The following is a 15,452-nucleotide window of genomic DNA, read 5'->3' as shown; positions in this document are numbered from 1 at the left end:
AGTGGTGTACGAGGCCGCGGGAGTCCCACAACTTCATCTGGGTCGTGTCCCTTGTAGTGGTGTAGCGGATCACACAGCGGTGCCGGGCAGACAGGTGGTGTTGTCCGGATAGAGGCTGTCCATGCTCTCGATGGAGAGGTAGCGGCGGGGGAAGGCGATCCACTCGTCGTGGAGCTCGACGAGGACGGCGGTGGCGAGCCGGTCGACGGCGCCGGTGTTCGGGAAGACCTGGACGACGTCGGAACGGCGCTTGATCTCCCGGTTCAGCCGCTCGAGCGGGTTCGTCGACTGGATCTTCTTCCAGTGCTGGTGGGGGAAGTCCGCGAACGCGGTCAGGTCCTCCTTCGCCTCCCGCAGCATCTCTTTGACCTTGGGAAACTGCTCGCCGAGCATGTCCGCGACGGTGTCCAGGTGGGCCCGGACCGCTTCGGCGGTGGGCTGGGCGAAGAGCGTGCGGATCGTTGCGGCGACCATTTCCGCGGCTCCCTTCGGGATCACCGAGAAGACGTTGCGGACGAAGTGGACACGACAGCGCTGCCAGGCAGCACCGAGCATGACCTTGCGGATGGCTTTGACCAGGCCGCTGTGGCTGTCGGAGATGACGAGCCGGACACCAGTCAGACCGCGTTCCCGTAACGAGCGCAGGAACGCGGTCCAGAACGCTTCGGTTTCGCTGTCACCGACCATGACGCCCAGGACCTCGCGACCGCCGTCCTCGGTGACGCCGGTGGCGATGACGACGGCCTGGGAGACGATCTGGTGGTTCACGCGGGCCTTGACGTAGGTGGCGTCGAGATAGACGTAGGGGAAGCGGGTGTGATCCAGCAGCCGGGTGCGGAAGGCGTCGAGCTGTTCGTCGAGGTCCGCGCAGATCCGGGAGACCTCGCTCTTGGATATGCCGGTGTCCGAGCCGAGGGCTTTGACCAGGTCGTCGACTGAGCGGGTGGAGACGCCGTGGACGTACGCCTCCATGACGACCGCGTAAAGGGCCTGGTCGATCCGGCGTCGGCGCTCGAGCAGGCTTGGGAAGAAGCTTCCGGCCCGAAGTTTCGGGATCGCGAGCTCCAGGTCGCCGGCCTGCGTGGTCACGGTCTTCTCCCGGTGCCCGTTGCGCCAGGTGGTGCGTGTGTCGGTTCTCTCGCCCCACTCCGCACCGATCCGGGCTGTGGCCTCGGCCTCGATCAGTTCCTGCAGCAGCCGCTCGGCGACCTCGCGGACGAGTTCAAGACCATCTGCCGAACGTAGTGACTCAAGCAGGCGAAGTAGGTCATGCTGGGACAAGGCCACCGGGCACCTCCTTGGAACGAACTGGCAGTTCACCAAGGACAGTTGCACGGTGGCCTGCCCTGTTCTCAGGGAGTGTTCACCGGCAGCCGATGCACGCCAGGGCACGGAAACGGCGCACTTCCCAGCCAAGATCCGTTACACCACTCCGCGGGACGCCATCCTTCATCTGCATTGTCATGCTCTCCGGCTCCTCGACGGTGATACGGATGCGGGGCTCCTGCGAAACGACCTCGAACTGCTCCGTTTCGTGCACGAGCGCGCTCCGAAGCGGCGCGTCGAGCACACGTGAGACGTTCTGGGCCACTCGCTTCGAGGGAGTGAGGAGGCGCCAGACCGGCTGGGAGAGCAGTTTGCTGCCGACTACGCGGCCGAAGTCGATGTCTCCCTTGACCGTTTCGGCTGGTCCGGAGATGGAACATGTGCGCGGAAGGACGCGGTGCTGGCGACGAGCGCCGTGCGCGGGGGTGGTGCGGCGCTGGTGCTGACCAGCGCATGTGTGGGCCATCGGAGATGCGGCCCGGCCGGTTCCGAGGTCGGGGCTGTGCAAGGAGCGGCTCCTGGTTACTTGGAGGTGCGGCGGCACAGGGGCAGCGACTGGGCTGCCCCTGCGCCCCGAAGGGACCTCCAAGGATCCGGAGAATCGCCGGTTAGGCTAACCGGGATGTCGGTGTATGTTTCCGCCCCCGCACCGCCTGAGCAGCGGATCAGACTGCTACCGGCAGTGGTTCCGGTCGGTCCGGATCCTCCGCTTCGTCGGCGCTCTGTTCAGGCTGTACGAACTCGACCGTCGCGCGTCGCTCGACCGGCGTGGACTTCCCGGCGCCGGTCGCCTTGGTGACCGTGATCCGGGCGACGAACAGCTTTACGAAGTCTCGCCGCTCCTGGATCGTCGCTGCGGCCCACCACGAGCCCTCGCCCACGGGGTCGACGTCTCCCGCACCCATGGGCAGCCACAGGTGGATGGGGAGCGTCGGTGTCGACGCCTCCTCCAACTCGGCGAGGCGGGCCTCTGCTCCTTCCATGCGGCCGAGGAGCCGCTCCTTGCGCTCTCGGAACCGGCGCCGCCCGACGGGGTCGTCGTAGTCGCCGGCCTCCTCCCGGTCGTACAGCTCCTCCAGGGCCTGCTTGGCATCGGCGCGTTCGGTGAGGAGGCTGCGGCGTTCACCCGAGATCTCCGGTTGTTCTGTCTGTGCGGTGTACCGCCGGGCGGCCTCGGCAAGGATGACTGCCGTCTCGGGGTCGTCCTCGGCGGTCTGGATGAGCGCGAAGATCCGCTTGGCCACGTACAGGTCCAGGGCCTTCATGCTGACGGTGCAATCGCCCTCGTGCTGTCCCGGCAGCACCTTCCGGCGGCGGCAGCGGTACGCGGCTTTCATGGCGACGGCTGCTCGGTGGGACGTCATCACCGCACCGCAGTCGCAGAACAGGATGTCCATGGCGGTCAGGAGGGCCTGCCCGCGCGACAGTCCCTTGCCCTGCCCCCGGCCGTCGAGCCACTTCTGCAGCTCATGCCAGTCGTCCGGCGTGATGACCGGCGGATACGCCCTGACCGGTTCCATCGTCTCGGGGTCTCGTTGGACGCGGTAGCTCTCGATCTGGCTGGTGAGCGTGCCGTCTTCGCGGCGCTTGTAGATCGGCGTCGCCGCGTAACCGGCGATACGCGGATCACGCAGGATGCGCATGAGCGTCTTCGGGTCCCAGACGCTGTCCTTGGTCTTCTTGCCGGTCTTCTGGCCCTTGGTGGGTACGCCTTCGGTAGTCAGTTGGGCGCTGATGCCGGTGAGTGACCCGGGGTGCCGACGGCGACCTCCGGGGAAGTACGCCTCGTCCTTGTGCTTCTTGATCCGCGCCCAGACGTCCTGGATGACCTGCACCTCGTCGGGCTCGTGCTCCAGGACCTGGATCACGACCGGCCTGCCCTCGGGCGTCATCCGTGTCACCGGGACCATGCGGAACCCGTACGGGGGCTTCCCGCCGGTGTACCCGCCGAGTGCTGCCGCAGCCTTCTTCGCCGCGTGGACGGCGTCGCTCTTGTTCTTGCTCTCGCTGTGGGCCGCGTCGAGCCGCAGGATCAGATGGATCAGGTCCATCAGATTGCCCTTGCGGAACTCGCCCTCGGTGAGGCTGACGATCGTCACGCCGAGGTTGAGCAGCTCGGTGACGATGGGGATGGCGTCCAGCGGATCCATCCGGGACAGGCGGCTGATGTAGTAGACGATGATCAGGTTGACCCGGCCCTCGTGGCAGTCCTTGAGCAGCCGGTCGAAGTCCGGACGTTCGTCGCCCGTGAACGCGGATATGCCGAGGTCCTCGTACTCGGTGATGCTGACGGCCCCGCGCCGCTCCGCCTCGGCGACGCCCGCCGCGCGCTGCGTGACCGTGCTGACCTCGGACTTGTTGGCTCGCCCCACGGACTGACGCCCATAGACCCCCGCATGGATGTCCATGCCGGTCACCACCCCTGGTCTCTTCATGGGAGGACTCTAGCGTTTGTTTAGTCCCCCAACTGATGTAACTCAAAGGGACCCCCTGGCACCCGCACCGAGGCTTCGAGACCGTCACCTACCTGATCGACGGGACCTTCGTCCACCAGGACTCCAACGGCGGCGGCACCATCACCAACGGCGACACCCAGTGGATGACCGCCGGGTCCGGGCTGCTGCACATCGAGGCGCCCCCGGAGTCGCTGGTCACCTCGGGCGGGCTGTTCCACGGGCTCCAGCTCTGGGTGAACCTGCCGGCCGCGGACAAGATGAAGGACCCGCGCTACCAGGACATCCGCGGCGGGTCCGTGAAGCTGCTGACCTCCGCCGACGGCGGCGCGCTGATCCGGGTCATCGCCGGGGAGCTGGACGGCCACGCGGGCCCGGGCATCACCCACACGCCCATCACCATGGTCCACGCCACCCTCCAGCCAGGAGCCGAGGTCACCCTGCCCTGGCGCGCCGACTTCAACGGGCTCGCCTACGTGCTGGCCGGGCGCGGCTCCGTGGGTGCCGAGCAGCGGCCCGTGCACATGGGGCAGGCGGCCGTGTTCGGGGACGGGGGCGCGCTCACCCTGAAGGCCGCCGCCATCCAGGACGGCAACGCCCCCGAGCTGGAGGTCGTCCTCCTCGGCGGGCAGCCCATCCGGGAGCCCATGGCCCACTACGGGCCGTTCGTCATGAACACCCGTGAGGAACTCGTCCAGGCCTTCGAGGACTTCCAGGCCGGAAGACTGGGAACCATCCCCGCCGTGCACGGGATGGACGGGACGCCCCTGACGTAGCACGGGGACCTGATGGGGCGTCACCCTCACGGTGGCGCCCCGCGCGCGGGGCGCGGCTCGCCGTGGTGCGGTGGAGGCGTGCCCCTCTCCTCGCTGCCCGAGCCCGTCCGGCGGCTCGCCGCCTGGTGCGTGGTCGTGCTGCTCGTCACGGGTGTGGTGGCCGTGGCCGTCTGGCTGTGCGTCACCTTCAAGACGGCGGTCACCCCGCTGCTGCTCGCGCTGCTCGGCACCGCCCTGCTCGGGCCCTTCTACCGGCGGCTCCTCCGGCTGCGGGTGCGGCGGTCGCTCGCCGCGGGGCTGACCTGCGCCGCCGTGGTCGCCGTCGTCGGCGGAGCCACGTACGTCATCGTGGCCGCGCTCATCGACACCGGCGACCAGATCGTCGCCTCCCTGCGGCGGGCCGGGCGCGACCTCGCGGAGTACCTGGGGGCGGCCGGGACCTCCCTGGACGATGTCGCCGGCAACGCGCGGTCACTGCTCGGGCGGTTCGGCGGGACGGCCGCCGCCGGGGTGATCAGCGGGGTGAGCGTGGTCGCGCAGGCCATCGCCATGGCGGTTCTGGCGCTGTTCCTGGTGTTCTTCTTCCTGCGCGACTCCGGGCGGGCCCTCGCCGCCCTGCGGGCCTTCGCGCCCCCCTCCACCGGTGACATGACCGAGGCCATGGCCCGGCGCGCCTTCCGGGCCGTCGAGGGTTTCATGCGGGGCACCACCCTGATCGCCCTGATCGACGCCACCCTGATCGGCGTCGGGCTGCTGATCCTGCGGGTGCCGGGCGCGGTCGGGCTGGGCGCGCTGGTCTTCGTCGGCGCCTACATCCCGTACCTCGGGGCCTTCCTGTCCGGCGCCGTCGCCGTCCTCGTCACCCTGGCCGACCGGGGCTTCGCCATCGCGCTGTGGGCGCTCGGCATCGTCCTGCTGGTGCAGGTCGTGGAGGGGCACGTCCTGCAGCCGCTGATCCAGAGCCGTACGGTGCAGATGCACCCCGCCGCCGTCATGCTGGCCATCACCGCCGGGGCGTCCGTCGCCGGGATCCTCGGCATGCTGCTGGCCGTGCCGCTGACCGCGGCGGCGTTCGGGATCCTGGGCGAGCTGCGCGCCCACTACGGCTCGGGCGGCGCCAGGCAGGTCTCCGCGTCCGGTGGTTCCGCGCCCGACTCGTAGAGCTCGAACCAGATCGACTTGCCCTCGCCGCGCGGGTCCACGCCCCACGCGTGCGCCAGCATCTCCATCAGCACCAGGCCGCGCCCCGAGGACGCCATCTCGCCGGGGCGCCGCCGGTGCGGCAGCTCGTCACTGCCGTCCGCGACCTCCACGCGCAGCAGCCGTGCCCCGTGCTCCCCCGCCGCCTCCGCCACCAGCAGGGCGTCCCCGTCGGTGTGCACCAGTACGTTCGTGACCATCTCGGACACCATCAGGACCGCCGCGTCGACCTGGTCCTCGTCCGCCCAGTCGTGCAGCAGCTCCCGCAGCTGGTGCCGGGCCGCCGCGATCCGCTCGGGCTCCGCCTGGGCGACGCTCAGGACCGTACGGCGCGGGGCCGTGCGCCGCGTGGCGGGCTCACCGGTCCGGGACAGCAGCAGCACCGCTATGTCGTCCTCCCGGCGGTCCGCGAACGGGCCCGTCGTGTGGTGTGAGCCCGGCCCGTGCACCGCCTGCACCAGCGCGTCGGCCAGCACGTCCAGCGACTCCGCGCCCGGGTCGTACTCCTCCAGCAGCTTGCGGACCCGCAGCCAGCCCGTCTCCATGTCGTGCCCGCCGGTCTCCAGCAGGCCGTCCGTGCAGATCATCAGGGTCTCGCCGGGCTCCAGCACGAACCGGGTCGTCGGGTAGTCGGTGTCCGGGACGATGCCCAGCGGCAGCCCGCCGTCGGTGGGCCTGAGCAGCACCGTGCCGTCGGCCATGCGGATCGCCGGGTCCGGGTGCCCGGCCCGCGCGATGTCGACCGTGCCCTTCGCCGGGTCCACCTCCAGATACAGGCAGGTCGCGAACCGCCCGTCCGCGGAGGTGTCCCCGCCCGGCCCCCCGCCGTCCGGGCTCCCGTCCCAGGGCCCGGTGCCCTCCGTCATCCCGTACAGGAACCGCGACGCCCGCGACAGCACCGCGTCCGGCCGGTGCCCCTCCGACGCGTACGCCCGCAGCGCGATCCGCAGCTGCCCCATCAGTCCGGCGGCCCGCACGTCATGCCCCTGTACGTCCCCGATGACGAAGGCCACCCGGCCCCCGGGGAGCTGGATCATGTCGTACCAGTCGCCGCCCACCTGGAGCCCGCCGCCCGTCGGCACATACCGCGCGGCCACCTCCATGCCCGGCACCGCGGGCCCCAGCACCGGCATCATCGACCGCTGGAGCCCCAGCGACAGCTCCCGCTCCGACTCCGCGACCCCCGCCCTGGCCAGCGCCTGCGCCAGCATCCTGGCCACCGTGGTCAGCACCGACCGCTCGTCCGGGGTGAACGCCACCCGGTGGGTGAACGCCGCCATCCACGCGCCCATCGTGCGTCCCGCCACGATCAGCGGCAGAAACGCCCAGGACTCCCGGCCGAACCGCTTCGCCAGCGGCCAGGCCGTCGGATAGCGGTCCCGGTAGTCGTCCGGGGTCGGCAGATAGATCGCCCGGCCCGATCTGACCACCTCGGCCGCGGGGTAGTCGGTGTCCAGCGGCATGTCCGCGAACGGGCCCTCGTCGCCCAGGCTGTGCCCGTGGTGCCCGATGATCGTCAGCCGGTCGCCCGCGACGCCGAAGACGGCGAGACCGTCCGGCGAGAAGCCCGGCATCGACAGCGAGGCCGCGACCCGCAGCACCTCCTCCGTCGACCGGGCCTCCGCCAGCGCCCGCCCCGCGTCCAGCAGGAACGCCTCGCGGGAGCGCCGCCAGTCGCCCGTCACGGGCGTCCGCGCGGCCGTCCCCGGGCGCTGCTCGGGCACCTCCTGGAACGTGCCGACCAGCCGGAAACCGCTGCCTCGGCGGCCGTCGTCGCGGGCGGGCGGGGTGCCGTCCACGATCGGCTTGGCCCGGGTGCGTACCGTCCGGATCACGCGCCCGTGCCCGTCCATCACCCGCAGCCGGGCCTCGGCCAGGGTGCCCTCCGCGACGGCCAGGCTCACGATGCCGTCGATCTCGTTCCAGTCCACCGGATGGAAACGGGCCCGCGCCGCGCCCTCGGTCAGCTCCGCCGGCCGGGCGGGCAGCCCCAGCAGCCGGGCGGCCTCCGCGTCCAGCGAGACGGTCCGTGTGGCGTCGTCCCAGCGCCACAGGCCGGTCAGGATCGCGGCCAGGACGTCCTCGGTGTGCATTGCCCCACTTTAAGAAGATGGGGCGACGAACCGCCACTGTGCGGAGGATGTGACCTGCGGCTCACTCCCCGCCCGGCTGAACTGCGGGTTCGTCACCCAGGACCGTCGGCTTGGAGCGGACGGTAACCTTGACGGGTCGAGCCATGCCCACCCCCTTTCCGAAGACTGGATGAACGACGATGCATCGGTACAGGTCCCACACCTGCGGCCAGCTCCGCGCCTCTGACGTCGGCACCGACGTCCGGCTGAGCGGCTGGCTGCACAACCGTCGCGACCTGGGCGGCATCCTCTTCATCGATCTGCGCGACCACCACGGCGTCACGCAGCTCGTCGCCCGCCCCGGCACCGCTGCGTACGAGGCGCTGGACAAGCAGACCAAGGAGTCGGTCCTGCGGATCGACGGCCGGGTCGTGTCCCGCGGCGCCGAGAACATCAACCCGGACCTGCCCACCGGCGAGATCGAGGTCGAGGTCTCCGAGGTCGAGGTGCTCAGCCAGGCCGGCCCGCTGCCGTTCACCATCAACACGGACGACGGCGTCAACGAGGAGCGGCGCCTGGAGTACCGCTTCCTCGACCTGCGCCGTGAGCGCATGCACCGCAACATCATGCTGCGCACCGCCGTGATCTCCGCGATCCGGCACAAGATGACCGCCCTCGGCTTCAACGAGATGGCGACCCCGATCCTCACCGCGACCTCCCCCGAGGGCGCGCGCGACTTCGTCGTCCCGTCCCGCCTGAACCCGGGCAAGTTCTACGCCCTCCCCCAGGCGCCGCAGCAGTTCAAGCAGCTGCTGATGGTCTCCGGCTTCGACCGCTACTTCCAGATCGCGCCCTGCTTCCGCGACGAGGACGCCCGCGCCGACCGCTCACCCGGCGAGTTCTACCAGCTCGACGTCGAGATGAGCTTCGCCGAGCAGGAGGACGTCTTCCAGCCGATCGAGAAGCTCATGACCGAGCTGTTCGAGGAGTTCGGCGGCGGCCGGCACGTCACCTCGCCGTTCCCGCGGATCCCCTTCCGCGAGGCGATGCTGAAGTACGGCTCCGACAAGCCCGACCTGCGCGCCCAGCTGGAACTCGTCGACATCACGGACGTGTTCGCGGACTCCGGGTTCAAGGCGTTCGCCGGCAAGCACGTGCGGGCCCTCCCGGTGCCGGACGTCTCCGGCCAGCCCCGCAAGTTCTTCGACTCGCTCGGTGACTACGCCGTCGAGCACGGCGCGAAGGGCCTCGCCTGGATCCGCGTGGGCGAGGACATGGCCTTCACCGGCCCGATCGCCAAGTTCCTCACCGAGGAGAACGTCAAGACCCTGGTCGACCGCCTGGGCCTGCAGCCCGGCCACGCCGTCTTCTTCGGCGCGGGCGACTTCGACGAGGTCTCGAAGATCATGGGCGCGGTGCGGGTGGAGGCCGCGCGCCGGTCCGGCCACTTCGAGGAGGACGTCTTCCGCTTCTGCTGGATCGTCGACTTCCCGATGTACGAGAAGGACGAGGAGACCGGGCGGATCGACTTCTCCCACAACCCGTTCTCCATGCCCCAGGGCGGCATGCAGGACCTGGAGGAGAAGGACCCGCTGGACATCCTGGCCTGGCAGTACGACATCGTCTGCAACGGCGTCGAGCTGTCCTCCGGCGCGATCCGGAACCACGAGCCCGAGATCATGCTGAAGGCCTTCGAGATCGCGGGCTACGACCCCGAGACCACCGAGCGCGAGTTCGCCGGAATGCTCCGCGCGTTCCGCTTCGGCGCCCCGCCGCACGGCGGCATCGCCCCGGGCGTCGACCGCATCGTCATGCTCCTGGCCGACGAGCCCAACATCCGCGAGACCATCGCCTTCCCCCTGAACGGCAACGCCCAGGACCTGATGATGGGCGCGCCGACGGAGCTGGAGGAGACGCGGCTGCGGGAGCTGAACATCACGCTGCGGAAGCCGGTGGCCGACAAGTAGGCCCCGCTCTCCCGGGGCCGCGCCCCCGGACCCCGCTGCCGCGCCTGACGGCGCTCGCCCCGAAGGCCCCGGGCGGGCTGAGACCAGCCCCCCGGAGCCCGAGGGAGGAGCGCCGTCAGGCGCGTTTCCCGTACGTGCGGAGCCTGAGGACGAGCGTCCCCGGGCTCTTCGGGCAAGCGGCACCTCCCAGGCACGAGGGGGCGGAGGCGGAACGCCCTCCACGGCGGCGGAGCCGCGGACCGGCGCGGCCGGGAAGGGGCGCGGCGCCGGGCAGCGGCCGTCGGGCGCGGCGGGGAAAGAACCGCCACCCGCAACCCCGGACGGCCGCCCGCCCGTTGACAGGGCGTGACGCACAACCCCGCACCCCGCCGCCCCCTGCTGGTCGCCGCCCTGGCACTGGTCCTGCCGCTCACGGCCTGCGCGGCCCCTGCCCCCGTAGGCGAGGCACCCCCCGTCCGGGACGCGGCCCCGTCCGCCGCCGGTGCCCCCGACAACCGCCCGGCGGCACCGCCGTCCCCGTCGGCCGGGCCCGCCCCCGCCGAGATCCCCGGCCTCGGCCCCGAGACCCGCGCCGCCGTCCCCGGGGACGCCCACCAGGCGGTCGTCGTCCGCGGCGGTGACGAGGACTCCCACACCTCCACGACCACCCTGTACGCCCGCCACCCCGCGCACGGCTGGCGGCGGGTCCACGGCCCGTGGCCCTCGCACAACGGCACCAGGGGCTGGACCCACCACCACATGCGGGACGACCTGCGCTCGCCCGTCGGCGTGTACGGCCTGACGGACGCGGGCGGTCTGCTCCCGGACCCGGGCACGAGGCTCCCGTACGACCGGGGCCCCGCCTTCCACGTCACCGGCACCGGCAGCCTGGGCGAGCCGCTGGAGGGCTCCTTCGACTATGTCGTCGCCGTCAACTACAACCGCGAGCCCGGCACCTCCCCGCTCGACTGGACCCGCCCCCTGGGCCCGGAGCGCGGCGGCGGCATCTGGATCCACGTCGACCACGAGGGCCCCACCCAGGGCTGCGTCTCGCTCCGGCGGCCACGCATGCGCGAACTCCTGCGCTGGCTGGACCCGGAGGCGAACCCGGTGGTGGTGATGGGCGACGCACGGAGCCTGGCGCGGTGAGGGGCGGCGTACAAGACCCGTCGCGGTGAGGGGCCCGCATGCGGGAACCGCCGCTCCCGTCGCGGGAGCGGCGGTTCCCGGAGCCGTAGGGGACCCGTGCCGTCAGTCCTTCTTGGGCTCCTCCAGCCGGGGGAACAGCACCGCGCCCTTGGTGACCGTGGACCCGGCCGGGAGCCGGCCCCAGTCGGCGGCGTCCTGGACGCGCTGGTCCGCGAGGGCGCCCAGCGAGGCCTCGGCGCCCAGGGAGTCCCAGAGCTTCCCGGAGGTCTCGGGCATGACCGGGTTCAGCAGGACGGCGACGGCGCGCAGGGACTCGGCGGCGGTGTAGAGGATGGTGGCCAGCCGGGCCTGTCCCTCCTCAGAGGTGTCCTTCGCGACCTTCCACGGCTCCTGCTCCGTGATGTAGCCGTTGACCTGCTTCACGAAGTCGAAGACCGCCAGGATTCCGCCCTGGAAGTCCAGCTCCTCGCCGATCCGCCGGTCGGCCTCCGCGACCGCCCTGGCCAGCCCGTCCCGGACCGCCTGTTCGGCCTCACCCGCGGCCGTCGCCTCCGGCAGGGCGCCGCCGAAGTACTTGCCGACCATCGCGGCCACGCGCGAGGCGAGGTTGCCGTAGTCGTTGGCCAGCTCGGAGGTGTAGCGGGCGGTGAAGTCCTCCCAGGAGAAGGAGCCGTCCTGGCCGAAGGCGATCGCCCGCAGGAAGTACCAGCGGTAGGCGTCCACGCCGAAGTGCGAGGTCAGGTCCTGCGGCTTGATGCCGGTCAGGTTGGACTTGGACATCTTCTCGCCGCCGACCATCAGCCAGCCGTTCGCCGCGACCCTGCCGGGCACGGGCAGGCCCTGCGCCATCAGCATCGCGGGCCAGATCACCGCGTGGAAGCGCAGGATGTCCTTGCCGATGAGGTGGACGTTCGCCGGGAAGGTCGAGTCGAACTTCTCCTGGTCGGCGCCGTAGCCGACGGCCGTCGCGTAGTTCAGGAGCGCGTCCACCCACACGTAGATGACGTGCTTCTCGTCCCACGGGATCGGGATGCCCCAGTCGAACGTCGAGCGGGAGATGGAGAGGTCCTCCAGGCCCTGCTTCACGAAGTTCACGACCTCGTTGCGGGCCGACTCGGGCTGGATGAAGCCCGGGTTCGCCTGGTAGAACTCCAGCAGCTTCGGGCCGTACTCGGACAGCTTGAAGAAGTAGTTCTCCTCCTTGAGGATCTCCACCGGCTTCTTGTGGACGGGGCACAGTTTCGTGCCGTCCTCGTCCTCGACGAGGTCCCCGGGGAGCTTGTACTCCTCACAGCCCACGCAGTACGGGCCCTCGTAGCCGCCCTTGTAGATCTCGCCCTTGTCGTACAGGTCCTGCACGAACTCCTGGACGCGGTCCGTGTGCCGCTTCTGGGTGGTGCGGATGAAGTCGTCGTTCGCGATGTCCAGGTGCTCCCAGAGGGGCTTCCAGGCCTCCTCGACGAGCTTGTCGCACCAGGCCTGGGGCGAGACGTCGTTCGCCTCGGCCGTGCGCATGATCTTCTGACCGTGCTCGTCCGTGCCGGTGAGGTACCACACCTTCTCGCCGCGCTGACGGTGCCAGCGCGTGAGCACGTCGCCTGCGACGGTCGTATAGGCGTGGCCCAGGTGAGGAGCGTCGTTGACGTAGTAAATGGGGGTCGTGGCGTAGAACGCCTTCGTCCCCTGCTTCTCGGATCCAGTGGCCGCCATGGGCGAAATCCTATCCGGCGGCCGGAGGCCCGCTCATCCGCGTTTCGCGGGGCGAGAAGGGGCACGGAAAGGTCCGGGAAACATCCGGTGCGGTAGACAGGCCGCATGCGTGTACTGGTCGTCGAGGACGAGAAGACACTGGCCGCGTTCGTGGCCACCGGGCTGCGGCGGGCCGGGTTCGCCGTGGACGTCGCCCACACCGGCGGCGCGGCCCTGGAGCTGCTGGGGCTGTACGCGTACGAGGTGCTGGTGCTGGACCGGGACCTGCCGGAGGTGCACGGCGACGACGTCGCGCGGCGGCTGGTGGCCGAGGGGTCGCGGACGCGGATCCTGATGCTGACGGCGGCGTCCGGGCTGGACGACCGGGTGGCCGGGCTGGACCTGGGCGCGGACGACTACCTGGGCAAGCCGTTCGAGTTCCCCGAGCTGGTGTCGCGGGTGCGGGCGCTGCGGCGGCGGGGCGCGCTGCCTGCCGCACCGCCGGTGCTGGGGCGGGGAGGGCTGCGGCTGGACACGGTGCGCAGGACCGCCGAGCGGGAGGGACGGGACCTGGGGCTGTCCCCGAAGGAGTTCGCGGTGCTCCAGATCCTGCTGGAGGCGGACGGGGCGCTGGTGTCGGCGGAGACGCTGCTGGACCGGGCGTGGGACGCGCACGCGGACCCGTTCACGGGGGCGGTACGGGTGTGTATGAGCAAGCTGCGGTCGAAGTTGGGAGAGCCGCCGCTGATCAGGACGGTACAGGGAGTGGGGTACGCGCTGTGAGCACCGCCGCGGGCATCGGCATCGGGAACGGTTCCACGATCCGGACACGGATCGCCCTCGTGTACGGCGGGGCCTTCCTGGTCCTGGGCGCGGTGCTGCTCGCAGTGGTGAACCTGCTGGCGGGGGCGGGGACGCGGGGCGAGGCGGAGACGGTCCGGCTGCGGTCCGCGGCGGGCGGCGGCTCGTGGGAGTTCCGGATGGTGGAGTCCCCGGACCCGGGCGGCGCCGAGCTGGTGGACCAGGTGAGCCGGATCGCCTCGCGGCAGATGCTGGTGTGGTCGCTGTTCGCGCTGCTGGTCATGGCGGTGTGCGCGGTCCTCGTCGGCTGGTGGACGGCGGGGCGGGTGCTGCGCCCGGTGCATGTGATGACGGAGAGGGCGCGGCGGCTGTCGGAGCGGAACCTGCGGGAGCGGATCGCCGTCCAGGGGCCGGACGACGAACTGAAGGAGCTGGGCGACACCATCGACGGGCTGCTGTCCCGTCTGGAGAAGGCGTTCGACAGCCAGCGGCGGTTCATCGCGAACGCGTCGCACGAACTGCGGACGCCGCTGGCGACGCAGCGGACGGCGATCCAGGTCGGGCTGGACGAGGAGGAGCCGCTGCGGGGCGAGCAGCTGGCGGCGCTGAAGCGGGTGCTGCTGGACGGCAACCGGCGCAGTGAGCGGCTGATCGACGGCCTGCTGGTGCTTGCGCGGGGAGAGCGGGGGCTGGACGAGCGGGAGGACGTGGAGCTGGGGGAGCTCGTGCGGGAGGAGTGTGCCCGGTACGGGGTGGAGGCGGGCGGCGCGGACGGTGCCGCGACCGTACGGGGCAACCGGGCGCTGCTGGCCCAGCTGGCCCGCAACCTGCTGGTCAACGCGGTGACGTACAACGTGCCGGACGGGACGGTCGTGGTGCGGGTGGAGGGCGCGGTGCTGACCGTCGCGAACACGGGCCCGAGGGTGTCGGCGGCGGAGATCCCCGCGCTGTGGGAGCCGTTCCGCCGGGGGAGGGACCGGGACCGCACGGGTGAGGGCGCGGGCCTGGGCCTGTCGATCGTCCGCTCGGTGGCGGAGGCGCACGGCGGGACGGCGCGGGCGGTGCCGGGAGGGGCGGGCGGGGGCCTGGTCGTGACGGTGGACCTGACCCCCGCGTGCGTGCCTCAGGCGTTCCAGGACGCGAGGATCTCGCGGTAGAAGCGGGTGTGCGGGATGTCGCGCGGGGCGGGGCCGGCGTGGAAGAAACCGGCGTTGTCGGCGCGGAGCCTGCGCAGGTAGTCGAACGCCTTGTTGTCCTCCTCCCCGAAGGCGACGAACTGCCAGAAGACGGGCCGGTCGGCGGCGTCCGCGAGGGCGCGGGTGGCGGCCGTCCTGGCCTCGGGAGCGCCGTCGGTCTGGAAGAGCACGAGGGCGGGACGCTCGGGACCGGTCTTCTGGTGCTGAGCCAGCACCTCCGCGATGGCCCGGTCGTAGAAGGTCCGCCCCATCCGGCCGAGGGAGTCGTGCAGCTCGTCGATCCGCCCCTCGACGTCCTCGGGGGTGAGCTCGCCGGTGCCGTCGACGTCGGTCGAGAAGAACACGACGCGCACGGTCGCCGTCCCGTCCAGGTGGGCGGCGAGCCCGAGCGCCTGCTCGGCCAGGTGCTGAGCGCTGCCGTCCTTGTAGTACGGCCGCATGGACCCGGACCGGTCCAGCACCAGATACACGTCGGCCCGCGCCCCGGTGAGCCCGCGCTTCCGCAGCGCGGCGCCCGCCGCCTTGTACGCCTCGGTGACGTTGTCCCGAGCGCCTTCGGGGACCCGCGCCTTGAGACGGGCGAGGGGGAGGGCGGGCTTGGCGGCGGCGTCGTCCGCGGCGGTGGCCCGGGTGGCCGCGGGCCCGGGGGCGTCGGCCTCCGGCGGGGCGGGCTCCGCCTGGGCGCCGTCAGCGGCTGCCTGCGGGGCGGGGGCCGCCGGGGCTTCGGCGGGTGTCTCGGTCTCCTGCGCGGCGGGTGCGGTCCGGGTGCCGGTCCCGGCTGCGGCGGGCGTCTCCGTGCGGCTGCCCGCCGGCGCGTCGGCCTCGGCGGTGCCCGGCTCCGGGC

The 15,452-nt window shown here is 71.5% G+C and carries 11 protein-coding genes and 1 pseudogene; 6 read left to right on the top strand and 6 right to left on the bottom strand.

All coding sequences use genetic code 11. The annotated features are described in order from the left end of the window. Positions 1 to 69: 69 nt before the first annotated feature. From I3F58_RS12615 to I3F58_RS12605, 3 genes are all read right to left on the bottom strand, one after another. Entirely contained in the window at positions 70 to 1,281 is a 1,212-nt protein-coding gene (locus I3F58_RS12615; RefSeq protein ID WP_275678461.1) for an IS256 family transposase, read from the bottom strand. 82 nt (positions 1,282 to 1,363) lie between these two features. Then, the gene (locus tag I3F58_RS12610) at positions 1,364 to 1,570 is read right to left on the bottom strand and encodes a hypothetical protein (RefSeq protein WP_240108440.1); all 207 of its coding nucleotides are present in this window, start codon (positions 1,568 to 1,570) and stop codon (positions 1,364 to 1,366) included. 421 nt (positions 1,571 to 1,991) lie between these two features. Then, positions 1,992 to 3,761 carry a recombinase family protein gene (locus I3F58_RS12605; RefSeq protein ID WP_240108439.1) on the bottom strand — a complete coding sequence of 590 codons (1,770 nt, stop codon included), beginning with the start codon at positions 3,759 to 3,761 and terminating at the stop codon, positions 1,992 to 1,994. Between the two features lie 44 nt (positions 3,762 to 3,805). On the opposite strand from I3F58_RS12605, the pseudogene I3F58_RS12600 reads away from it, so the two are divergent. Then, positions 3,806 to 4,555, top strand: a pseudogene (locus I3F58_RS12600) (pirin family protein); the annotation flags it as partial. 78 nt (positions 4,556 to 4,633) lie between these two features. Continuing rightward, positions 4,634 to 5,716, top strand: a complete 1,083-nt coding sequence (locus tag I3F58_RS12595; RefSeq protein ID WP_240108438.1) for an AI-2E family transporter — start codon at positions 4,634 to 4,636, stop codon at positions 5,714 to 5,716. On the opposite strand, the gene I3F58_RS12590 is transcribed toward I3F58_RS12595, so the two are convergent. Next, positions 5,656 to 7,848: a SpoIIE family protein phosphatase gene (locus I3F58_RS12590; protein ID WP_240108437.1), complete on the bottom strand. Its 2,193-nt coding sequence runs from the start codon at positions 7,846 to 7,848 to the stop codon at positions 5,656 to 5,658. The two genes, I3F58_RS12595 and I3F58_RS12590, sit on opposite strands and share 61 nt — an antisense overlap. A gap of 179 nt (positions 7,849 to 8,027) precedes the next feature. Between I3F58_RS12590 and aspS the strand changes: the two genes are divergently transcribed. Further along, positions 8,028 to 9,794: an aspartate--tRNA ligase gene (gene aspS / locus I3F58_RS12585; RefSeq protein WP_240108436.1), complete on the top strand. Its 1,767-nt coding sequence runs from the start codon at positions 8,028 to 8,030 to the stop codon at positions 9,792 to 9,794. A 345-nt stretch (positions 9,795 to 10,139) separates the two neighbouring features. Then, complete coding sequence (locus I3F58_RS12580; RefSeq protein ID WP_240108435.1) at positions 10,140 to 10,922, top strand: L,D-transpeptidase family protein; 783 nt, start codon at positions 10,140 to 10,142, stop codon at positions 10,920 to 10,922. Positions 10,923 to 11,024: 102 nt separating this feature from the next. On the opposite strand, the gene metG is transcribed toward I3F58_RS12580, so the two are convergent. Then, the gene (metG, locus tag I3F58_RS12575; protein WP_240108434.1) at positions 11,025 to 12,632 is read right to left on the bottom strand and encodes a methionine--tRNA ligase; all 1,608 of its coding nucleotides are present in this window, start codon (positions 12,630 to 12,632) and stop codon (positions 11,025 to 11,027) included. A 105-nt stretch (positions 12,633 to 12,737) separates the two neighbouring features. Between metG and I3F58_RS12570 the strand changes: the two genes are divergently transcribed. Beyond that, positions 12,738 to 13,394, top strand: a complete 657-nt coding sequence (locus tag I3F58_RS12570; protein WP_240108433.1) for a response regulator transcription factor — start codon at positions 12,738 to 12,740, stop codon at positions 13,392 to 13,394. Further along, on the top strand, positions 13,391 to 14,569 hold the full coding sequence (locus tag I3F58_RS12565) for a cell wall metabolism sensor histidine kinase WalK (protein ID WP_240108432.1): 1,179 nt from the start codon (positions 13,391 to 13,393) through the stop codon (positions 14,567 to 14,569). The genes I3F58_RS12570 and I3F58_RS12565 overlap by 4 nt, the downstream gene beginning before the upstream one ends. Here I3F58_RS12565 and I3F58_RS12560 read toward each other — a convergent pair. Beyond that, positions 14,536 to 15,452 (bottom strand): VWA domain-containing protein (locus I3F58_RS12560; RefSeq protein WP_240108431.1); only part of this gene is annotated, 917 nt, incomplete at its 5' end. The genes I3F58_RS12565 and I3F58_RS12560 overlap by 34 nt on opposite strands.

The organism is Streptomyces sp. MUM 203J (assembly GCF_022414595.1).
Classification (GTDB): Bacteria; Actinomycetota; Actinomycetes; order Streptomycetales; family Streptomycetaceae; genus Streptomyces.
This window is presented reverse-complemented; position numbering and strand designations above follow the sequence as displayed.

Bases quoted from the DNA above. Each gene is read 5' to 3' on its own strand.
- I3F58_RS12605 (WP_240108439.1), bottom strand. From the start codon at position 3,761: ATGAAGAGACCAGGGGTGGTGACCGGCATGGACATCCATGCGGGGGTC.
- I3F58_RS12590 (WP_240108437.1), bottom strand. From the start codon at position 7,848: ATGCACACCGAGGACGTCCTGGCCGCGATCCTGACCGGCCTGTGGCGC.
- aspS (WP_240108436.1), top strand. From the start codon at position 8,028: ATGCATCGGTACAGGTCCCACACCTGCGGCCAGCTCCGCGCCTCTGAC.
- metG (WP_240108434.1), bottom strand. From the start codon at position 12,632: ATGGCGGCCACTGGATCCGAGAAGCAGGGGACGAAGGCGTTCTACGCC.
- I3F58_RS12570 (WP_240108433.1), top strand. From the start codon at position 12,738: ATGCGTGTACTGGTCGTCGAGGACGAGAAGACACTGGCCGCGTTCGTG.